This window comes from Flavobacterium reichenbachii, from assembly GCF_002217435.1.
Classification (GTDB): domain Bacteria; phylum Bacteroidota; class Bacteroidia; order Flavobacteriales; family Flavobacteriaceae; genus Flavobacterium; species Flavobacterium reichenbachii.
In genome coordinates this window covers 51,661-72,636 of sequence record NZ_MUHF01000024.1, presented here as the reverse complement: position 1 = coordinate 72,636, position 20,976 = coordinate 51,661, and the positions used below count along the sequence as shown (strand labels likewise).

The 20,976-nt window shown below is 32.9% G+C and carries 19 protein-coding genes; 13 read left to right on the top strand and 6 right to left on the bottom strand.

The window, feature by feature from the left end:
* Positions 1 to 26: 26 nt before the first annotated feature.
* The 3 genes from B0A68_RS20095 to B0A68_RS20085 all read right to left on the bottom strand — a co-directional run bounded on the left by B0A68_RS20095 (position 27) and on the right by B0A68_RS20085 (position 4,392).
* Positions 27 to 626, bottom strand: coding sequence for a DNA-3-methyladenine glycosylase family protein (locus tag B0A68_RS20095; RefSeq protein WP_035686112.1), 600 nt, complete (start codon positions 624 to 626; stop codon positions 27 to 29).
* A 220-nt stretch (positions 627 to 846) separates the two neighbouring features.
* Entirely contained in the window at positions 847 to 3,348 is a 2,502-nt protein-coding gene (locus tag B0A68_RS20090) for a DUF5686 and carboxypeptidase-like regulatory domain-containing protein (protein WP_035686116.1), read from the bottom strand.
* Positions 3,349 to 3,414: 66 nt separating this feature from the next.
* Complete coding sequence (locus tag B0A68_RS20085; RefSeq protein WP_035686119.1) at positions 3,415 to 4,392, bottom strand: pyruvate dehydrogenase complex E1 component subunit beta; 978 nt, start codon at positions 4,390 to 4,392, stop codon at positions 3,415 to 3,417.
* A gap of 491 nt (positions 4,393 to 4,883) precedes the next feature.
* On the opposite strand from B0A68_RS20085, the gene B0A68_RS20080 reads away from it, so the two are divergent.
* From B0A68_RS20080 to B0A68_RS20065, 4 genes are all read left to right on the top strand, one after another.
* Entirely contained in the window at positions 4,884 to 5,630 is a 747-nt protein-coding gene (locus B0A68_RS20080) for an electron transfer flavoprotein subunit beta/FixA family protein (RefSeq protein ID WP_035686122.1), read from the top strand.
* A 75-nt stretch (positions 5,631 to 5,705) separates the two neighbouring features.
* Positions 5,706 to 6,674, top strand: coding sequence for an electron transfer flavoprotein subunit alpha/FixB family protein (locus tag B0A68_RS20075; protein WP_035686124.1), 969 nt, complete (start codon positions 5,706 to 5,708; stop codon positions 6,672 to 6,674).
* Between the two features lie 163 nt (positions 6,675 to 6,837).
* Positions 6,838 to 7,461, top strand: a complete 624-nt coding sequence (locus tag B0A68_RS20070; protein ID WP_035686127.1) for a bifunctional nuclease family protein — start codon at positions 6,838 to 6,840, stop codon at positions 7,459 to 7,461.
* Positions 7,462 to 7,537: 76 nt separating this feature from the next.
* Positions 7,538 to 8,389 (top strand): thymidylate synthase, encoded by an 852-nt coding sequence (locus B0A68_RS20065; protein WP_035686129.1) that lies wholly within the window; start codon positions 7,538 to 7,540, stop codon positions 8,387 to 8,389.
* 35 nt (positions 8,390 to 8,424) lie between these two features.
* Here B0A68_RS20065 and B0A68_RS20060 read toward each other — a convergent pair whose 3' ends face one another.
* A complete protein-coding gene (locus B0A68_RS20060; protein ID WP_035686131.1) occupies positions 8,425 to 8,721 on the bottom strand; it encodes an isoamylase early set domain-containing protein in 297 nt (98 codons plus the stop codon).
* A gap of 236 nt (positions 8,722 to 8,957) precedes the next feature.
* On the opposite strand from B0A68_RS20060, the gene B0A68_RS20055 reads away from it, so the two are divergent.
* The 4 genes from B0A68_RS20055 to porT all read left to right on the top strand — a co-directional run bounded on the left by B0A68_RS20055 (position 8,958) and on the right by porT (position 11,829).
* Positions 8,958 to 9,302, top strand: coding sequence for a 2TM domain-containing protein (locus B0A68_RS20055; RefSeq protein ID WP_035686134.1), 345 nt, complete (start codon positions 8,958 to 8,960; stop codon positions 9,300 to 9,302).
* A gap of 12 nt (positions 9,303 to 9,314) precedes the next feature.
* Positions 9,315 to 9,797 carry a dihydrofolate reductase gene (locus B0A68_RS20050; protein ID WP_035686136.1) on the top strand — a complete coding sequence of 161 codons (483 nt, stop codon included), beginning with the start codon at positions 9,315 to 9,317 and terminating at the stop codon, positions 9,795 to 9,797.
* Positions 9,798 to 10,382: 585 nt separating this feature from the next.
* A complete protein-coding gene (gene ubiE / locus B0A68_RS20045; protein ID WP_035686139.1) occupies positions 10,383 to 11,114 on the top strand; it encodes a bifunctional demethylmenaquinone methyltransferase/2-methoxy-6-polyprenyl-1,4-benzoquinol methylase UbiE in 732 nt (243 codons plus the stop codon).
* 1 nt (position 11,115) lies between these two features.
* Positions 11,116 to 11,829, top strand: a complete 714-nt coding sequence (gene porT / locus B0A68_RS20040) for a type IX secretion/gliding motility protein PorT/SprT (RefSeq protein ID WP_035686142.1) — start codon at positions 11,116 to 11,118, stop codon at positions 11,827 to 11,829.
* A gap of 9 nt (positions 11,830 to 11,838) precedes the next feature.
* On the opposite strand, the gene B0A68_RS20035 is transcribed toward porT, so the two are convergent.
* Entirely contained in the window at positions 11,839 to 12,567 is a 729-nt protein-coding gene (locus B0A68_RS20035) for a TrmH family RNA methyltransferase (protein ID WP_035688284.1), read from the bottom strand.
* Positions 12,568 to 12,605: 38 nt separating this feature from the next.
* On the opposite strand from B0A68_RS20035, the gene tamL reads away from it, so the two are divergent.
* The 4 genes from tamL (at position 12,606) to B0A68_RS20015 (ending at position 17,911) form a co-directional block, all read left to right on the top strand.
* Positions 12,606 to 15,164 (top strand): translocation and assembly module lipoprotein TamL, encoded by a 2,559-nt coding sequence (gene tamL, locus B0A68_RS20030; protein WP_051892685.1) that lies wholly within the window; start codon positions 12,606 to 12,608, stop codon positions 15,162 to 15,164.
* A gap of 60 nt (positions 15,165 to 15,224) precedes the next feature.
* On the top strand, positions 15,225 to 16,292 hold the full coding sequence (fbaA, locus tag B0A68_RS20025; protein WP_035686145.1) for a class II fructose-bisphosphate aldolase: 1,068 nt from the start codon (positions 15,225 to 15,227) through the stop codon (positions 16,290 to 16,292).
* 67 nt (positions 16,293 to 16,359) lie between these two features.
* Positions 16,360 to 17,214, top strand: coding sequence for an acetyl-CoA carboxylase, carboxyltransferase subunit beta (gene accD / locus B0A68_RS20020; RefSeq protein ID WP_035686148.1), 855 nt, complete (start codon positions 16,360 to 16,362; stop codon positions 17,212 to 17,214).
* Positions 17,215 to 17,296: 82 nt separating this feature from the next.
* The gene (locus B0A68_RS20015; RefSeq protein ID WP_035686151.1) at positions 17,297 to 17,911 is read left to right on the top strand and encodes a hypothetical protein; all 615 of its coding nucleotides are present in this window, start codon (positions 17,297 to 17,299) and stop codon (positions 17,909 to 17,911) included.
* Between the two features lie 99 nt (positions 17,912 to 18,010).
* On the opposite strand, the gene B0A68_RS20010 is transcribed toward B0A68_RS20015, so the two are convergent.
* The gene (locus B0A68_RS20010) at positions 18,011 to 19,258 is read right to left on the bottom strand and encodes an ABC transporter permease (RefSeq protein WP_035686154.1); all 1,248 of its coding nucleotides are present in this window, start codon (positions 19,256 to 19,258) and stop codon (positions 18,011 to 18,013) included.
* A gap of 164 nt (positions 19,259 to 19,422) precedes the next feature.
* Between B0A68_RS20010 and purH the strand changes: the two genes are divergently transcribed.
* Positions 19,423 to 20,949, top strand: a complete 1,527-nt coding sequence (gene purH / locus B0A68_RS20005) for a bifunctional phosphoribosylaminoimidazolecarboxamide formyltransferase/IMP cyclohydrolase (protein ID WP_035686157.1) — start codon at positions 19,423 to 19,425, stop codon at positions 20,947 to 20,949.
* Positions 20,950 to 20,976 lie beyond the last annotated feature (27 nt).

Sequence of the window (20,976 nt, the reverse complement as noted above, 5' to 3'; positions counted from 1 at the left end):
CTGTATTACCTTTAAAAAACAAGCAATTAATACGTAATTTTCCGATTTCGCTTTGTCAGGTAATAATGCCACAGCAAATATGTCGCATAAGATCTGTATGGACTCCATTGCTCAACGTAAATTTCCATTTCTTCTTTGCCATGAATATCCAACAATTCTTTTATTGTATTTATGACTGCAATGTCACCGAGCGGAATTAAATCTGGTTCTCCGAGACAAAACATCAGATAGATATCAATAGTCCAGTTTCCTATTCCTTTCATTTTAATAAGTTCTTCACGTACTTGCTTTGCTGATTTTGAAGCTAAACTTTCGATGTCCAATTCTTTGTTTAAAACTGCTTCTGCTAATATTTTGATATATTTTGTTTTCTGACGACTTACACCAAGACTTCTAAATTCTTCGTCTGACAAAATCGCCATAGTTTCAGGATTACAAGTAGTGTAAGATTTGATTTTTAAGAATGTGGCTTTCGCCGAATCTATAGAAACCTGTTGTTCGAGAATTAACAATACCAATGTTTCAAAACCCTGCGGACGTTTTGGAATTGGAGGCAATCCGTACTTTTCTATTATTTCCTGAAATATCGGATTTTTATTGGCTAGAAAATCAATGGCTTCCTGCATAGTTTATGGTTTGATTTTAATTCAAAAGTAAAAAAAATGAAGCCAATTCTCGCAAACTCACAAAGCCGCAAATTTTTCTCCCGCAGATTTTGCTGATAAAGCTGATAAAATTTAAATCTCTGCGATCTTCAAAATCTGCGTAAAAATATTTAAGCATAAAAAAGTCGCAAAGATCTAAAACCTTTGCGACTTTGTATTTTGATGCTTTGCACCTTTATAATTAGAAATAGAATCCGAAAGATCCTTTTATAGCAAATTTATGAGCATCTGGCATGTCTAAATAATTTCCTCTCCATGAAAAATCAAGACGGAAAACTTTAAAGATATTTCCAATTCCTGCGTTGTATTCCCAATATACTTTTTCTGGTGCATTATACGGCAAACCTGATGCATTGATTGCACGATTGGCATCAGAAATAGTACCATGAACTGCTCTAACTCCAATAAACTCTCTCCAATTCAATTTTCGCATAAAAGGAATTCTCGCAAACAATCTTCCCCCAAAGTCATGATTCCATTGCAAAGTAGTATATTGATCTGTCACAAATTCGTAGAAGTTCAAATTACTAAATGTATTTTCGATAGTAAAATAAGTCTGGTTTCCAGGTATAACACTCATTAATCCTAGTGGAATTGTTCCGAATGTTTTCCCTGTTTCCAAAATAATATTAGATCTTCCTAATGGACCTATAATAATTGGCTGTTTATAAAAAATTTGTATTTTTTCGTAAGCAAAATCACTGTCTAAAACTCCTTTAAGACCATAACTAAAGTTTACAAAGAAATGACTAAATGGACTGTCAACCAGATCGCGTTCAACTCCGTAACCAATAGTTTTACGGTTTGGCATGTATTCAAACTGAATATTAGCTTCTGTTTGTTTTACCAAACCTTCAACAACACCAGACGGATTTGCAACTGATGGTAAGGTTGTGTAATAATCTAAACTAAATATATTAGATGCAGATTCTAATGTCCTGTACGAAAATCCTGCCTGAACAACAAAATTCTTTTTAGGCTCCATTTCTACAGAAACATTAGTCAAATTAATATTTGTTAATTTTCCATTGCTTCCTGTTGTAAATAAAGCAGAAGACGCAAAACTTCGTCCTAAAATATCGTTTGTTGTGGTTAAACTGGCACCAATCTGTTCAATATCGCGCCTGTTTCCTCCAGAAATAATGATTCGGTTTTTCTTATCAACCATCCATTTTCCAGAAACTCCGTATTTGAATTTATTATCATCAAAACCATACGCTGTATAAGCTTGTACACGCCAAGGATCATTTGGCCCAAAATAAGTTCTGCCTCCTACTCTCAGCCTCAAACCTTCCACTTCATTGTATCCGAAAGTAGAGAAAATAGGTCCAAAATCAAAGTTTTTAAACTCCACATAACCACTTCCTAAAATCGAGACAAGACTATATAATTGTTTAAATCGTTTGACCGTTTGAAGCGTATCGAGCATTTTATAAATTCCTGCTTCGTCTTTGTTCAATTTCTCGAAACGATTTTCATCCCAAAACTCAGGCGGTCGTTCATAAACAGCATTGTCTATAAAGTTGACTTCTTCTTTATAAAACTTCTCTGGTTTCTGAATATTAAATTTATGATTTCTGTATAATGTTGTACGTTTTCCATAAACTCCTTTTGATTTTTCTTTTTTGTTTAAAGCAAAATCAGACATCATATAATCGCGTGTTAATAGAAAAACAGAATCATTTTCTACCTCAAATTCCTGCTCAATATAAATATCTTTTACCCAGTTAATGTTGGCGCTTTTAGTAACACCCATATTAATTTTCTTGATCGCAAAAGTAGTATCGTTAACCCAAAAATCTCCTTTAAAGGTTAATTCGTTTTTACGTCTTGGATAGAAAACAATATTATAACACCATTTTTTGTCTATATAAGCACTGTCTTTTAAGACATAATTATAAACATCAATTCCTGTTCGCGAAAGCGGACTTGTAAAACTTTTATCAAAAAATTTCAGGTGATTGTCATAAATATTATAATCGGAATAAAGATCTTTTACAAAAGATAAAATCTGCTGATTTCCGTTAAAACCAGACATTTTATTTCCTGTAATATTTTCTTTAGTTTTCTTTAGTTTATTATCTCCGTAAACATCGTAAACTGATTCATTTATAAAGATAGGAAGGTACGTTTTTCCTGTAACATCTGAAGTATCAACATGATCAAAAACAAACTCCATACCTTTAAAGAGTTTATTTTTCATAAAAGCACTATCGATCGTGTTCATATCAAACTCGACTTTTTCGTACTTCTGCATTTGATATTGATTGAATTGATAGAGTCCGTTTTTACGTTTTCTTTCCCAAATTTTCCTCAAAATATCTAAAGCGGGATTGTTTTTCTTTGACGTTTTCCCAGTAAAAATTACTACTTCATTAAGTGCTTCGGCTTCGCCTAAAATAATTTTAAAATCGTAACTAACCGCTTTTTCCAAGGGAACTTCCTTATCCGAAAAACCAGCTGAAGTAACTAATAAAGCGGTATATGTATTTGGTGATTCCAGATAAAAACGACCATCTTCATTAGAAACAATTCCTGTATTTGACCCTTTAAAAACTACATTAGCAAAAGGTATCGGCTGATTAGATTTGTCTAAAACAATTCCACTCACCTTAGTTTGTGCGATACTAATATTCGCGAATGCGAAGACAAAAAATAGACTGAGTAAAATTACTTTTTTCATATTCTGACAAAAAAAAACTTCACCAATTATTCTGACTGATGAAGTTTTATAAGTATGTTTTTATTACTATTTGTACATTACTTTTTTTACTGCTTTTACCACATCAGCTGCATTTGGCAGCCAATCTTTTAGTAAAACAGGAGAGTAAGGTGCAGGAGTATCTGCCGTAGTGATACGCTGAATTGGCGCATCAAGAAAATCGAAAGCTTGTTCCTGAACGATATAAGTAATCTCTGAAGATATACTTGCAAACGGCCAGGCTTCTTCAAGAATTACTAAACGATTTGTTTTTTTAACCGAAGTAAGAATTGCGTCTTTATCCATAGGACGAACTGTTCTTAAGTCGATGATCTCACAAGAGATTCCTTCTTTAGCCAATTCATCAGCAGCGATAAAAGCTTCTTTGATAATTTTTCCGAAAGAAACGATAGTTACATCTTTTCCTTCACGTTTAATATCTGCAACTCCCAATGGAATTGTGTATTCTCCGTCTGGCACTTCTCCTTTGTCACCATACATTTGCTCAGATTCCATAAAAATTACAGGATCGTTATCGCGAATTGCAGATTTCAAAAGCCCTTTTGCATCGTAAGGAGTTGAAGGCACAACAACTTTAAGACCTGGAGTATTTGCAAACCAGTTTTCTAAAGCTTGAGAGTGAGTTGCTCCTAATTGACCTGCAGAAGCAGTTGGTCCGCGAAAAACGATAGGCACATTAAATTGCCCACCAGTCATTTGACGCATTTTAGCAGCATTATTTATAATTTGATCAATACCTACTAAACAGAAGTTGAAAGTCATATACTCAACAATTGGTCGGTTACCGTTCATAGCAGAACCTACTGCAATTCCTGTAAAACCAAGCTCAGCGATTGGAGTATCGATTACTCTTTTTTCTCCAAACTCAGCAAGCATTCCTTTTGAAGCTTTGTATGCTCCATTGTATTCTGCAACTTCTTCGCCCATTAAATATATGGATTCATCGTGACGCATTTCTTCGCTCATCGCTTCGCAAATGGCCTCTCTAAATTGTATTGTTCTCATATTTATATTGTATGTTGAATTTTCTGAAGAGCAAAAATAAATATTTTAAATAACTTAGAGGCATAAATTGAATTTAAAATCACATCAACTTCGTTCTCTTTACTGCTTTTAACTTTTTAGAGATTATTGTGATATTTAGAAATCGCTTTTTTAAAGCCGTTAATTTCTAAATATCAATTTTTTAACCAATTCAACCTTATTTGTTTTTATTCTAATTCTGCGAAATTAACCCAAAGCAGCAACACAATCTAAAAAATAGTACAAATCTTACCAACTTTAACAGTTGTTTATTTGAGTAGGAAATGCAAAATTGTTAGAAATCAATAGAAATGAGTAAAAATCCCATTCTGTTTCATGATAAAAAGAAGTAAATACTAAACAATTTGCGAAATCGTAATAGTTTTAAAAAAATATTATGCATGCATAGTATAATTATTCCAAATTAAATTCTAAATTTGTAAAAGCATATTATAAATTCAAAATATATACTTATGAAAATACTAGTTTGCATCAGCCATGTGCCTGATACTACTTCAAAAATTAACTTCTCCAATGGCGACTCAGAATTTGATACCAACGGTGTACAATATGTAATTAATCCTAATGATGAGTTTGGTCTTACTCGTGCTATATGGTTTCAGGAACAACAAGGAGCAACTGTAACTGTTGTTAATGTTGGAGGTCCTGATACAGAGCCTACTTTACGTAAAGCTTTGGCAATCGGTGCAAACGAAGCTATTCGTGTAAACGCTAACCCAACTGATGGTTTTTTTGTTGCAAAACAACTTGCTGAAGTAATTAAAAACGGCGGATACGATTTAGTGATTGCAGGAAAAGAGTCTTTGGATTATAATGGCGGAATGGTTCCTGGAATGATTGCCGGAATTTTAGGTTCTAACTTCTTAAACTCTTGCACAAGTGTAACTGTTGAAGGAAACAATGTAAAAGCAGTTCGTGAAATTGATGGTGGAAAAGAAACTGTAAGCACTACATTACCATTAATTATTGGTGGTCAAAAAGGTCTTGTTGAAGAAAAAGACCTTCGTATTCCAAACATGAGAGGAATCATGACAGCAAGAACAAAAGCTTTAACTATTCTTGAGCCAGTTGATGCTCCTGTAAATACAAAAGCAGTAAAATTTGAAAAACCAGCTCCTAAATCTGCAGTAAAATTAATCTCTCCTGACAATTTAGATGAGTTAATAAATTTATTACACAACGAAGCGAAAGTAATCTAGTAATCAGTTTTCAGTCGTAGTTTTCAGTTTACAAAACCTGAAACCTGAAACTTTAAACTTTTAAACAAAAAAATTATGTCATTATTAATATACGCAGAATCTGCAGAAGGAAAATTTAAAAAAGTTGCTTTTGAATTAGCTTCATACGCAAAGAAAGTAGCAGAAACTTTAGGAACAACTGTTACAGCCGTTACAGTAAACATCGCCGATGTAAGCGAGTTAGCAAAATACGGAGTTGACAAAGTCCTAAAAGTAAACAACGATAAATTAGCAGGTTTTACAGCTAAGGCTTACGCCGATGTAATCAAACAAGCTGCTCAAAAAGAAGGAGCAAAAGTAATTTTACTTTCTTCTACAACAGATAGTATTTATCTTTCATCATTAGTTGCAGTAGCGCTAGAAGCAGGTTTTGCTTCAAATGTTGTTGGACTTCCGGTGAGCACTTCTCCTTTTCAGGTAAAAAGAAATGCTTTCTCAAACAAAGCCTTCAATATTACAGAAATCAATACGGATGTAAAAGTACTTGGTTTAGCTAAAAACTCTTATGGAATTTTTGAAAGTGCTGGAAGTGCAGCAGAAGAAGATTTTGCACCGACAATTGGAGACAATGATTTTGGTGTAAAAGTAGAATCTGTAGAAAAAGTTTCCGGAAAAGTTTCTATCGCTGATGCAGATGTTGTAGTTTCTGGCGGACGCGGATTAAAAGGTCCTGAAAACTGGGGATTAATCGAAGATCTTGCAGCAGTTTTAGGCGCTGCAACTGCTTGTTCTAAACCCGTTTCTGATTTAGGATGGAGACCTCACAGCGAACACGTTGGACAAACTGGGAAGCCAGTGGCAACAAATCTTTATATTGCAGTAGGTATTTCTGGCGCGATTCAGCATATTGCTGGTATCAACTCTTCAAAAGTAAAAGTGGTGATCAACAGTGATCCTGAAGCTCCTTTCTTCAAGGTTGCTGATTATGGTATTGTTGGAGACGCATTTACAATTGTACCTCAATTAACGGAGAAATTAAAGGCTTTTAAAGCACAGCATTCATAAATTAAAAATCTCTATAAATTTATAGCTGCCTAAAAACAAGATAATCGTATCTTTGCTTTAGGCAGCTTTTTTGTTTCATATTTTTTGATTAAAATTGCACCTTTATTCTACAATCAAAAAAAGCATAAAAATGAGGCATTAATTGCCCTTTTTAACAACATATATGAGTCTAGTAAAACTATCCATAAAAGGAATATCATACAGTCAAACTCAAAATGGGGCTTATGCCTTAATTTTGAATGAAGTCGACGGCGAAAGAAAATTACCAATCGTTATTGGAGCTTTTGAAGCTCAATCTATTGCTATTGCCTTAGAAAAAGAAATCAAACCTCCTCGCCCATTAACACACGATTTATTCAAAAATTTCGCAGAAAGATTTGACATAGTGGTAAAACAAGTTATCATCCACAAATTAGTAGATGGTGTTTTCTATTCAAGTTTAATTTGCGAGAGAGACAAAATTGAAGAAATTATCGATGCCAGAACTTCTGATGCAATCGCTTTAGCTTTACGTTTCAACGCCCCGATTTTTACTTATAAAAATATTCTGGATAAAGCCGGAATTTATTTAAAATCAAACGCTGCAGATTCTGATCAGGGTTCTCAGGAAATTGATGATGTTCTTTCTAACCCAGAAACTTTTGGCCACGAAGAAGAAAGCAATCAGTCTGGTGATGTTTATGCAAAACATACATTACAAGAACTAAACGAACTTTTGGATCAAGCTGTTTCTCAGGAAGATTATGAAAAAGCAGCAAAAATTAGAGACGAAATCTCGAAAAGATAAAACTATTGTTTAATCGTTAATTTGTTCATTCGTTAAATCGATTAAACAACTAAACGAATAACCGAACAAACAAAAAATGAAACAATATTTAGACCTGGTAAAACACGTTTTAGAAAACGGCTGTCAAAAAGGAGACCGAACAGGAACCGGAACAAAAAGTGTTTTTGGTTATCAGATGCGTTTTGATTTAAGTGAAGGTTTTCCAATGGTAACAACCAAAAAATTACATTTAAAATCAATTATTTACGAATTGCTTTGGTTTTTAAAAGGCGATACTAACATAAAATACCTTCAAGAAAACGGAGTTAAAATCTGGGACGAATGGGCCGATTCTAATGGTGACTTAGGGCCTGTTTACGGACACCAATGGAGAAATTGGAATAGTGAAGAAATAGATCAGATTACTGAATTAATTACTGAGCTAAAAACAAATCCAAACAGCAGAAGAATGCTTGTTTCTGCATGGAATCCTTCTGTATTGCCTGATACGAAAAAATCTTTTGAAGAAAATGTAGCCAATAACAAAGCTGCATTACCTCCTTGTCATGCATTTTTTCAGTTTTATGTTGCATCTCCAGATTTAGAAAAAGGAGAAACTAAAGGAAAATTGTCTTGTCAATTATACCAAAGAAGTGCGGATATCTTTTTAGGAGTTCCTTTTAACATTGCTTCTTACGCATTATTCACAATGATGATTGCTCAGGTTTGTGACTTAGAACCGGGTGAATTTATTCATACTTTTGGTGACGCACACATTTACAACAATCATTTTGAACAATTAGAATTGCAATTAACCCGCGAACCAAAACCATTGCCAAAAATGATTTTAAATCCTGAGATTAAAGATATTTTTGATTTTGATTTTAACGATTTTACACTTGTAGATTACAACCCGCATCCTGCAATAAAAGGAACTGTCGCTGTATAATTATAAAAAAATCCGCTTAAAATTAAGCGGATTTTTTATACAACCAAAATACTATTTTCACTGCCTGCATAATCATTCCATTGATAAGAATCTGCCTCTGGATCATTTACATATTTCCCGTCAATAATGTATTTAAACTCATAAATTGTATCCTTAAGCAAGTCGTAAGTTGCTTTAAAAGTTCCGTTTTTTAATTTGCTCAACCCTCCTTCTGCAGCATTCCAATTGTTAAAATCGCCTACAACTGCAACTTTATCAGCTTCTTTAGCGCTAATCGAAAAAGTAACCTTACATATTGGTTTAGTTTTTATAAATTGTTTTTTTAAAGACATAACTATTTAGTTTTTAGATTTATAGCCTAAAATTAAGCAAATTCAATCAAATTTACATATTGCCGTTATCGATTTATGATAATGTCAAAAACAGGATGTTTTTTTCATTGTATCGAAAAATTAATGCCCTTAAATCCTGAATTCCCAATTGTTGCAACATTTTTCTCCAAATATTACAAAGTCAAATTGCTGAGTTTTGAAAATAAACTCTAACTTTATAATCTCATTTTTATCTTATGGAAAAAGAAGCACACGAACAATACGAGTATGCAAGAAGAAGATTAAGACAAAAAAAAGTCTTATATTTTCATTTTGTGTTATTCCTTATAGGAAGCTTGTTTCTATTTATCGCAAATAGATTTTTTGGATTTGGTGCGGGTACCGATCAAAATTGGTGTATTTGGGGCATTACGATTTGGCTTTTTTTATTTATTCTTCACTTTATAAAGGTTTATATAACAGACCGCTTTATGAATAAAAAATGGGAAAGAGAACAAATTGAAAGACTTGTTGCATTACAGCAAAAAAGAATTAGTCAATTAGAATCCAGAATAAATGAGGATACCGAAAATAAAATTTAGTTTTATAATACCATGATTATAATGATAGCGGCTGTCGCCGAAAACAATGCTCTTGGAAAAAACAATGAATTAGTCTGGCATTTGCCAAATGATTTTAAAAGATTTAAATCGTTAACAACTGACCATTATATTATCATGGGCAGAAAGACTTTTGAAAGCTTTCCTAAACCATTACCAAACAGAATTCATATTGTAATAACACGCCAAACTAATTACAATCCAGAAGGATGCATCGTAGTGGACAGCATACAAAAAGCAATTGCAGTATGTCCGGAAAATGAAGATTCGTATATTATTGGCGGTGGTGAAATTTACGAGCTCGGACTTCCGTATACAGACATTATAGAACTTACAAAAGTACATCACACTTTTGAGGCGGATACTTTTTTTCCGAAATTCAGCAAGAATGAATGGGTGCTGGTAGAATCTGAAGAAAATTTTAAAGACGAAAAACATCTTTATGATTACACTTACGAAACTTACATTAGAAAATAAATAAAAAAACATCCCCTTTTGGAGGATGTTTTTTATTAAACAATTGATCTTTTAAATCTGACTTTACTCTAGAATTAGTTTTGGCAAAAATCACAAATGTTAAGTACACTTGAAATAACTGAATAACATTTAATGTAGATTGAGACCTAAATCTCAAACGCGTCTTTAATAACAAATACCACTAAGATATTAAAGACAGAAAATTAAAATTTCCAAAAACAAATTTAATCCTAAGAACGTATTTCGCACTTTATAAATAGTATATTCCCCCAAAGAACAATACTTTCAAAACTACTTCAAGAACAAATGAAATTACCAGTGCAAAAAAAGTAACCATCTGATTTAAGTCATTAATAAACTACCAATCATTAAAATCTTATCATTTTTACTTTAGCAAAGTTGCTCATAAAAAAGAGGCGACACAATACCTACTTTTAGTGATTTTTAAAAAATCACCAATTTTGGTGATGCAAAAAAACCATTTTGACCTTAGTACTAAAAACCGCTTTTTAAAACATTTAATCGACTAATTAAAAAACTAATTACAGTTAAGCTAGATTGTTTATATTTGCCTAAATAAAAAAAATGTCTGAAAAAATAACTCCGTATAAAGATTCTTCTCTAGGTAAAAAAGAGCAGGTAACCCAAATGTTTGATACAATTTCTGGGAATTACGATAATTTAAATCGTGTAATTTCATTTGGAATTGACATTAAATGGCGAAAAAAAGTATTAAAAATCGTTTCAGACAAAAAACCAAATTATATTCTTGACATTGCCACAGGAACAGGTGATCTGGCTATTTTACTAGCTCAGACTAAAGCGCAAAAAATTACTGGATTGGATATCTCTGCAGGAATGCTTGAAGTTGGGAAAAAGAAAGTTGAAGAAAAAAAATTATCTCATATCATCGAATTGGTATTGGGAGATTCTGAACAAATGCCTTTTGACGATAATTCTTTTGACGCTATTACTGTTGGTTTTGGAGTTAGAAATTTTGAGAATTTAGAGAAAGGTTTTACTGAAATCTTAAGAGTATTAAAGCCAAACGGTATTTTTGTAATTTTAGAAACTTCGGTTCCAGAAAAAACTCCTTATAAACAAGGCTATCGTTTTTATACCAAAAACATACTTCCTATTATAGGAAAATTGTTTTCTAAAGACAACGAGGCTTATGGTTATTTATCAGAATCTGCTGCTGCTTTTCCTCATGGAGAAGCTTTAAACAATATTTTAAGAAAAACTGGGTTTATAGATGTTGTCGCCATGCCTCAGACTTTTGGCGTAGCAACCATTTATTCTGCATCTAAAAAATAGTATGAAAAAAGCTGTAATCTTATTTTTATTAGTCTTAACGACAAATGGATATTCTCAGTTTGCTAAAAACATGTTTAGCAAAGATCCTATTATTAATCTCGAAAACTGGCAGAAACAACGTGTCTATTTTGGATATTATTTAGGTTTTAATAGTTTTGACTTTAAATTTGATTACAAAACTCCTGTAAAAAATGACATTCAGGTAAAAAAAACAACTGGTTTTAATGTGGGTGTTGTGGGTGATTTAAGATTACAGGAATATATCAATCTTCGCTTTGAACCTGGATTATATTACAGCAAAAGAGATTTGTATTTCCCAGAATTTGACAACACTAATGATGCTGTGAGAGAAGTAAACAGTACTTACATTCATTTTCCATTATTATTAAAATTCTCGGCTTTACGAACTGGAAACATTCGACCTTATTTGGTGGGAGGATTATCTACAACCTTAAATTTATCGAGCAACGCAAAATCACTGGATGACAATTTTCAACAGAAATTCAGGGTAAAACAATGGACTTCGGCTTATGAATTAGGTTTGGGAATCGATATTTTTACAGAATACTTTATTTTCTCTCCTTCTGTACGAGGTATGTTCGGAATTTCTGATGAATTAATACGAGATAATCCTGCAAATGGTTCCAGCCCTTGGACAGATAATATCGATTCTATGAAATCAAGAGCGATTTTAATAAATTTTACTTTTCATTAAAACAAATACTTAACTATTTCGTTTAAATTCACTGAGAACGATTGCTGTTGCAGAAGCTACATTTAAACTTTCGGTTTTTTGTAAGTCTCCAAATCTCGGAATTGTCAAACGAGCGGTTATCATTTTTTCAATTTCTGCCGAAATTCCACTGCCTTCATTACCCATAATAATGACTGCATCTTGAGGCAGATTGGATTTATAAATGTTTTCGCCGTCCATGAAAGTTCCAAAAACAGGCAGTTTTGTTTTATTCAAAAAAGCTTTCAGATCAATGTAATTTACATTTACCCTGGTAATTGAACCCATTGTTGCCTGAACTACTTTTGGATTATAAATATCAACAGTTTCTTTTGAACAAATGATCTGCTTGATGCCAAACCAATCGCAGAGACGCATAATGGTTCCTAAATTTCCAGGGTCGCGTATGTCGTCTAATGCCAGAATTAAACCTGATTCAATTACGGGGTTATCGGCTGGAATTTTGAATACTGCCAAACAAGAATTTGGAGTAGATAAAGCGCTTATTTTTTTAAGTTCTTGTTCGTTAATAACAGTTCGTTTTGAAGCCTGAACTGATTCAAAATCATTCGATGTGGTATATAAATGCTCTAATTCAAAATTGGATTGCAGTAATTCTTGAATTACCTTTACTCCTTCGGCAAAAAATAATTGATTGGCAGAACGCTGCTTTTTTTGATGTAAACTTGATATAAGCTTGATTTGGTTTTTACTAACCATAAAATAATGTACTTTTGAATTAAAATATTTAAAAACACTTGAAAAATAATTCCACAAAAATAACAGCATTTATTCTAATAGCAACATTAATTTGTGCTTGTAATGCCGTAAAAAGAGTTCCTGATGGAAAAAATCTTCTCGTAAAAAACAATATTCTTGTAAATGGCAAATCTACAAATGATGAAACTGCTTCTAACCAAATGTACCAGAAACCAAACGGAACTTTGCTTGGATATCGTTTACGCTTGAATTTGTATAATCTGGCTAATCTAAATCCTGATTCTACTTATCAGGCAAAATTTAAAAACAATCCAGGTTTATATGAGCGCCAGTCAAAAATATTATCTGCAAAACAAGTAGATCGTCTTGGACAGTCTTTTTTGTATAAAGGTATTCATGAATTTTTAAAAAACACTGGAGAACCGCCCGTAATTATTGATACTGCAAAAACTAAGAAATCTTTACTTCGCCTAAAATATTATTATTTTAATAACGGTTACTTTAATGTAATTACAGATTATACAATTGATAGTATTGCGAGAAAAAAAGCGCAGGTTAATTACAATATTACAACTGGTCCGGCATATACTTTAGACAGTATTAGAACTAATATAATGACGCCTGCACTAGATTCGCTATACAAAACAAACAACGAGCCTTCTTTATTAAAATCTGGGAACCAATATAAAACTTCTGACTTTGAAGAAGAAAAAAACCGCATCACAACTTATTTTAGAAATCACGGTGCTTATTATTTCCAGCCTACATATGTTACTTTTGATATTGATACTATCGGAAAAAAAAACAAAGCCAATGTAACTTTAATTATCGGCAATAACAATATTCAGGAAAGAGACTCCAGCAGAACTGAACCTTTTAAACTATACAAAATCAGCGATGTAAATATCTACACTGATTATTCTCCCGCCAACTCTAAGAACAAAATTGCTGACAGCACGACTTATAACAATTTTAATTTATACAGCTACAAAAAACTAAAATATAAGCCTCGTGCCATAACAGATGCAATTTTTATTAGTAAAGGAAGCACTTTTGCAGATTTTAGAACAACATTATCTTCTCGATATTTAAACAATTTGAAAATTTTTAATTATCCGTCGATTCAATATGAAGTTGATAAAAGAGATTCTACGGCTCAATCCTTAATTGCAAATGTTTATCTGACGCCGAGAAAGAAATACAGTTTTGGAGCAACTTTAGATTTTACACACTCCAATATTCAGGATTTTGGTATTGGTGCCAGCTTATCTGAAACGATTCGAAATGTGTTTAACCGTGCCGAAACTTTAGAAATTTCTACCCGATTGAATATTGGTTCATCAAGAGACATGGCTAATCCCAATAATAATTTCTTTAATGTATCAGAATACGGAGTCGATTTAAAATTGAATTTCCCGAGAATATTACTGCCTTTTGGAACGGAAAAAATCATTCCAAAAAGTATGATTCCTTCTACCCAGATAACATCTGGTTTTTCTAAGCAGCGTAACATAGGTTTGGATAAAGAAAACTTTACAGGAGGTATTTCTTATAACTGGTCTCCAAAAAGACACAATACAGCCAAATTAGATTTATTAAACGCACAGTTTGTTCGTAATCTAAATCCAGGTAATTACTTTAATGTTTATACTTCGTCTTATGATGATTTGAATGATATTGCCCAAACTTACAATACAACTGATACTAATATTGACGAAGCAACAGGCAAATTAATTGTTCCAACGGGAACAACGGGTTTTACCAATGATGTTTTAACCGGAAAAACTGCTTTAACACCAGCCGATGCGGCATATAAAGATGTAGAAAGCATTGAAGAAAGAAGAATTCGTCTTACTGAAAACGATTTTATTCTAGCTACAAGTTATACTTTTACTAAGACCACAAAAAAGGATTTAGCAGACAATACTTTTTATCAATTTAGAACAAAAATAGAATCTGCAGGTAGTTTATTATCCGGTATTTCTGCTATCGGAAATTTATCTAAAAACTCGAGAGGAAATTATGAAATATTCAACTTAGAATATTCAGAATATATAAAGACTGAATTTGATTACATTAAGCACTGGGATTTTGGAAAAGAAAAAGTATTGGCCGTAAGGAGCTTTTTCGGAATCGCAATTCCGTTCGGCAATTCAGACTATATTCCGTTTTCAAGAAGTTACTATGCAGGAGGTTCAAATGACAACCGCGCCTGGCAGCCGTATGCTTTGGGACCGGGAAGCACCAATGCAGTAAATGACTTTAATGAGGCCAATATGAAAATTGCAGCAAGTGCCGAATTTCGTTTTAAAATCTTTGGCGATGTTAAAGGAGCGATCTTCGCAGACGCCGGAAATATCTGGAATGTACTCGATAATGTTGTTGATCCGAAAGCAAAATTTGACAACTTAAACGATTTAGATGAAATTGCTTTGGGTTCCGGATTTGGTTTACGTTACGATTTAAGCTTTTTTGTTATTCGTTTAGATTTAGGCTTTAAGACTTATAATCCGGCGCATGAGAAGGGCGATCGATGGTTTAAAGAATACAATTTTGGGCACTCGGTTTTAAATTTTGGAATAAATTATCCGTTCTAATGCTAATTAATTCTTATTTTTGCAACCTAAAAACTAAAAACAACTATAAAAAAAATTACAATGGCACACAACATTAAACCCGGAGTAGCTACAGGAGATCAAGTACAGGAGATTTTTAATTATGCGAAAGAAAAAGGTTTTGCATTACCAGCAGTAAACGTTACTGGGTCTAGCACAATCAACGGAGTTCTTGAAACTGCAGCGAAACTAAATGCGCCGGTAATCATTCAGTTTTCTAACGGAGGAGCACAATTCAACGCTGGTAAAGGTTTGTCTAATGCAGGTGAAAAAGCAGCAATTGCAGGAGGAATCGCAGGAGCAAAACATATTCACACTTTGGCAGAAGCTTACGGTGCAACTGTAATTCTACATACAGACCACTGCGCAAAAAAATTATTACCTTGGATCGATGGTTTGCTTGATGCATCTGAAAAACATTTTGCAGAAACAGGAAAACCATTATTCAGTTCTCATATGATCGATTTGTCTGAGGAGCCAATCGAAGAAAATATTGAGATCTGTAAAGAATATTTAGCTAGAATGAGCAAAATGGGTATGACATTAGAAATCGAGCTTGGTATTACAGGTGGAGAAGAAGATGGTGTTGATAACTCTGATGTAGACAGCTCAAAATTATATACACAGCCAGAAGAAGTAGCTTATGCTTACGAAGAATTATCTAAAGTAAGTCCTAAATTTACAATTGCTGCTGCTTTTGGAAACGTTCATGGTGTTTACAAACCAGGAAACGTAAAATTAACTCCAAAAATCTTAAAAAATTCTCAGGATTTCGTACAAAACAAATTCAACACTGGTCATAACCCGGTAGATTTCGTTTTCCACGGAGGTTCAGGTTCTACACTTGAAGAAATCAGAGAAGGAATTAGCTACGGAGTTATCAAAATGAATATTGATACTGATTTACAATTTGCATTTACTGAAGGAATTCGTGATTATATGGTTAAAAATATTGACTATTTAAAAACTCAAATTGGTAACCCAGAAGGTGCTGATGCTCCTAACAAAAAATATTATGACCCAAGAAAATGGGTACGTGAAAGTGAAGTAACATTCAACACAAGACTTGAGCAAGCTTTTGCTGATTTAAATAATGTGAATACTTTGTAATTAAGAATTAACAATTGACAATTGATAATGCTATTATTTATCAATTGTCAATTATCAATTAATAAATATGGCTTGGTTTAAAAGACAAGAAAAAGGGATTACGACCGCGACAGAAGATAAGATGGACGTTCCGAAAGGATTGTGGTACAAATCTCCAACAGGAAAAATTATTGATGCAGACGAATTAGCGAGAAACTTATTTGTTAGCCCTGAAGATGATTTTCACGTTAGAATTGGAAGCGCAACCTATTTTGAGATTTTATTCGACAACAATGAGTTTGTTGAATTAGACAAAAACATGACTTCTAAAGATCCTCTGCATTTTGTGGATACAAAAAAATATGCAGAACGATTAAAAGATGTAATGGAAAAAACCCACCTTAAAGACGCCGTGCGTACAGGAGTGGGAAAATCTAAAGGAAAAGAGCTTGTTATCTGCTGTATGGATTTTGCCTTCATTGGCGGATCTATGGGTGCAGTTGTGGGTGAAAAAATCGCAAGAGGAATTGATCACGCGATCAAAAACAAAATGCCTTTTGTAATGATTTCTAAATCTGGTGGAGCTCGTATGATGGAAGCTGCTTATTCTTTGATGCAATTAGCTAAAACATCTGTAAAACTTGCACAGCTTGCAGAAGCTGGACTACCTTACATTTCTTTATGTACAGACCCAACTACAGGAGGAACTACTGCATCTTACGCTATGCTGGGAGACATTAATATCTCTGAGCCAGGCGCTTTGATTGGTTTTGCTGGTCCTCGTGTTGTTCGTGATACTACAGGAAAAGATTTACCAGAAGGTTTTCAAACTGCTGAGTTTCTTTTAGAGCACGGTTTCTTAGATTTTATCACGCCTAGAAAAGATTTAAAAGACAAAATCAATTTGTATATTGATTTGATTCAGAATAACAATATCAGATAGTTTTCGAACTTCTAAACATATAAAATCCCATTCGCTTCGGCTGGTGGGATTTTTTTATATCTTTATTTTAAATCTGTTTTCTATGGCTAAAATTTTTCTTGGTTATATGATTTGTTTTCTTCTCTTGAATTGTGGCAAGAAAGGAGAAAAGATTGTTGAAAAAAACAAACCATATATTATTTCTTATGAAGATAGGAAACTTAAAAATTATATTGATTCATTAAAAAAAAGCAAAAGTAATTTTGCAGCATATCCACGAAAAGGATTTTACGGAGAACATCAGTTACTTATTGATAAAAACGGAAATCTTTATTTTTATCAAAAAGAATACTTTATGAAAACGTGCAGTTATGGAAGCGAAAATGATACTCTTCCACATTTTTTGCGTTTAGAACCAAAAGATATTATTAAAGTCCCTCAAAAAAACTTAACTAATTTTCTTTCTGAGAATATTTTAGCTAAAGAAAAAGACAGACAAATTTTAATCGTTGCTTCTCAAAATGACACTATCAAAAACACATCTTTTTTTGAGTTTTTAAACACAAAAAATATTGGCACGTATATTATCAGGAGAACTACTCAAGAAGAAGATACTGTTTTGAAATATAAAAACAATAATAATAAGCATGTTTACTATTATCCCGACTCGATCAAATGGAACAAAACTAAAATTAAACTTATAAAAAAAATCAACTAAAGTATCTTTCTGCTTTTAAATAAATCTTTATTAAAGCTGGAGGCAATTTCTAAAAAAACCTTTGAGCCTTTGTAACTCTGACCCTTTGAACCTTCAAAACTACATTCCTGTTCTAATAGCTTCCACAGGGTCAAGATTCGCTGCAGAAATTGCAGGGAGGATTCCAGAAATTAATCCAATAAGCGCTGCTAATCCAGTTCCTAAAAGTACATTTCCTAAACCTAGAACAAATTCAAAATCTAGTAATTTGGTAAGCAATACTGAAATTCCCCAAACCATCAACAACCCAACAATTCCACCTATTACAGATAAAATTACGGCTTCAAACAAAAACTGAAATAATATAAATTTGTTTTTAGCTCCCAACGATTTCTGAATTCCGATAAGATTCGTTCTTTCCTTTACAGAAACAAACATAATATTAGCAATTCCAAAACCACCCACTAAAAGAGAAAATCCGCTGATGATCCATCCCACAACATTCATTTGCCCTAAAATTCCATCTATAAAATCGGTAAAACCAGAAAGAACGTTGATGAAGAAATTATCCATTTCTCCCGCTTTCATGCCTCGAATAGCTCTAAGTTTTTGAGCAACTTCTGCCTTATACGCATCCATATCGATTCCTTTTACAGGCTTTAAAACAATTACGGGCGTCATTGCATCACTATCGCCGTACATACGTCTTAAAAAATTGGCCGGCAGGTAAACTGAGGTGTCATTACTGTCTCCAAAAAAACCTGCACCTTGCTTTTCTATAACACCAATTACAGTAAAACGCTGGCCGTAAAGTCTGATATTTTTACCAATTGGGTCACTAGATCCAAAAAGTCCGTCTGCAATATCGTAGCCTAAAACAATTACGGCTGTTCCTGAGTTGGATTCAGATTCATTGTAAAATCTTCCTTTATCAAAACTTAATCCATCTATATCAACCATCTCAAATGATGAGGGCACAATATTTACATCGGCTACTGTTTTAGAGTCGTATTTTAAAGTTTCTCTATTAACAAAAAGCTGGTAACCTATCTGATCGGTATTATTAAGTGAATTTTTAAGACCGATATACTCATCATATTTCACATTTGGAAATTGTTCTCTTTTCCATTGTGGAATTTCTGAAGGTCCAAAGCAAAATTTCATTAAATAAATCGTATTTTTATCTAAACTGCTCAAATCTTTAGAAATTTTTCTATCTAAAGAATCGACAGCCGCAAGCACCGCAATTATCGAAAAAATACCAATTGTAACACCAAGAAGTGACAATAAAGTACGGAGTTTATTATTTCGCAGTGCATTTATTGCAAAACCTAAACTTTCTTTTAATAACCTTAGATAAACAATCATATTTTCGTATTTTTCAATAAAGTAAAATTCAATAATTTAAATTCAAAAACCTAACAAAAGTTAACTTACTGATGAGTAGATTTTTTTAGCATAATGTTACACTAAATTCTTTAAATTCATATATAAAAAAACTACTTTTGCAGTCTGAAAATTATAACTACACAATGAGCACAACTAAAACAATACAATCTGCATTAATATCTGTTTTTTCTAAAGATGGACTTGAGCCAATTGTTAAGAAATTACACGAACAAAATGTAACACTTTACTCTACTGGAGGAACAGAAGAATTTATTAAAAACTTAGGAATTCCTGTAGTTCCTGTTGAAGATATTACTTCTTTTCCTGAGATTCTTGGCGGAAGAGTAAAAACATTACACCCAAAAATCTTTGGCGGTATTTTAAATCGTCAGGATAACGAAAGTGATGTTCAGCAAATGAAGGAATTTGATATCCCTCAGATTGATTTAGTAATTGTTGATTTATACCCTTTTGAAAAAACTGTTGCTTCTGGCGCAAGTGAACAAGATATTATTGAAAAAATTGATATTGGCGGTATTTCATTAATTCGTGCTGGTGCAAAAAACTTCAAAGACACTGTAATTGTAGCTTCGGTTAACGAATATAGTCTTTTATTAGATTTAATTACAGAACAAAACGGAGCAACAACTCTTGAAAACAGAAGATTGTTTGCTACAAAAGCATTTCATGTTTCCTCTCACTACGATGGAGCAATTTTTAATTATTTTAATACAGACGAAACAATCTACAAAGAAAGTATTGCAGATGGTCAAGTTTTAAGATATGGTGAAAACCCACATCAAAAAGGATTCTTTTTTGGAGATTTTGATGCGATGTTCAAAAAGGTTCACGGAAAAGAGTTATCTTACAATAACTTATTGGATGTTGATGCTGCTGTAAATTTAATTGCTGAATTTAAAACAGACGGACCGACATTTGCGATTCTAAAACACAACAATGCATGTGGATTAGCATCAAGAAAAACAATAAGTGAGGCTTATTTAGCTGCTTTGGCTTGCGATCCAACGTCAGCATTTGGCGGAGTGTTGATTTCAAACACAAAAATTGATGTAGAGACTGCTCAGGAAATCAATAAGTTATTCTGCGAAGTAGTAATTGCTCCAGAGTATGATAATGAAGCAATTGCAGTTTTACAAGAAAAGAAAAACAGAATTATATTAGTTCAGAATGATGTCGAATTGCCATATCGCCAAGTAAGAACTTGTCTTAATGGTTTGTTAATTCAGGATAGAAATAATATTACAGATAATAAAGAGCATTTAAAAACCGTTACAACAACAGAACCTACTGCTCAAGAGATAGAAGATTTAATTTTTGCTTCTAAAATTTGTAAAAATACAAAATCGAACACGATTGTTTTTGCAAAAAACGGGACATTAATCTCATCAGGAACAGGTCAGACCTCAAGAGTTGACGCTTTAATACAGGCTGTAGACAAAGCAAAAGCTTTTGGATTTGATTTAACCGGAGCTTCGATGGCAAGCGATGCATTTTTCCCATTTCCGGATTGTGTAGAATTAGCAAAAAAAGCAGGAATAACCGCTGTAATTCAGCCGGGAGGTTCTATTAAAGACGAATTAAGCATAAATTATTGCAACGAAAATAATCTTGCAATGGTATTTACTGGAACGCGTCATTTTAAACATTAATTTGTTTAACTTTGTTCGATAAATAAT

Bases quoted from the DNA above. Each gene is read 5' to 3' on its own strand.
- B0A68_RS20095 (WP_035686112.1), bottom strand. From the start codon at position 626: ATGCAGGAAGCCATTGATTTTCTAGCCAATAAAAATCCGATATTTCAG.
- B0A68_RS20090 (WP_035686116.1), bottom strand. From the start codon at position 3,348: ATGAAAAAAGTAATTTTACTCAGTCTATTTTTTGTCTTCGCATTCGCG.
- B0A68_RS20085 (WP_035686119.1), bottom strand. From the start codon at position 4,392: ATGAGAACAATACAATTTAGAGAGGCCATTTGCGAAGCGATGAGCGAA.
- B0A68_RS20080 (WP_035686122.1), top strand. From the start codon at position 4,884: ATGAAAATACTAGTTTGCATCAGCCATGTGCCTGATACTACTTCAAAA.
- B0A68_RS20075 (WP_035686124.1), top strand. From the start codon at position 5,706: ATGTCATTATTAATATACGCAGAATCTGCAGAAGGAAAATTTAAAAAA.
- B0A68_RS20070 (WP_035686127.1), top strand. From the start codon at position 6,838: ATGAGTCTAGTAAAACTATCCATAAAAGGAATATCATACAGTCAAACT.
- B0A68_RS20065 (WP_035686129.1), top strand. From the start codon at position 7,538: ATGAAACAATATTTAGACCTGGTAAAACACGTTTTAGAAAACGGCTGT.
- B0A68_RS20060 (WP_035686131.1), bottom strand. From the start codon at position 8,721: ATGTCTTTAAAAAAACAATTTATAAAAACTAAACCAATATGTAAGGTT.
- B0A68_RS20055 (WP_035686134.1), top strand. From the start codon at position 8,958: ATGGAAAAAGAAGCACACGAACAATACGAGTATGCAAGAAGAAGATTA.
- B0A68_RS20050 (WP_035686136.1), top strand. From the start codon at position 9,315: ATGATTATAATGATAGCGGCTGTCGCCGAAAACAATGCTCTTGGAAAA.
- ubiE (WP_035686139.1), top strand. From the start codon at position 10,383: ATGTCTGAAAAAATAACTCCGTATAAAGATTCTTCTCTAGGTAAAAAA.
- porT (WP_035686142.1), top strand. From the start codon at position 11,116: ATGAAAAAAGCTGTAATCTTATTTTTATTAGTCTTAACGACAAATGGA.
- B0A68_RS20035 (WP_035688284.1), bottom strand. From the start codon at position 12,567: ATGGTTAGTAAAAACCAAATCAAGCTTATATCAAGTTTACATCAAAAA.
- fbaA (WP_035686145.1), top strand. From the start codon at position 15,225: ATGGCACACAACATTAAACCCGGAGTAGCTACAGGAGATCAAGTACAG.
- accD (WP_035686148.1), top strand. From the start codon at position 16,360: ATGGCTTGGTTTAAAAGACAAGAAAAAGGGATTACGACCGCGACAGAA.
- B0A68_RS20015 (WP_035686151.1), top strand. From the start codon at position 17,297: ATGGCTAAAATTTTTCTTGGTTATATGATTTGTTTTCTTCTCTTGAAT.
- B0A68_RS20010 (WP_035686154.1), bottom strand. From the start codon at position 19,258: ATGATTGTTTATCTAAGGTTATTAAAAGAAAGTTTAGGTTTTGCAATA.
- purH (WP_035686157.1), top strand. From the start codon at position 19,423: ATGAGCACAACTAAAACAATACAATCTGCATTAATATCTGTTTTTTCT.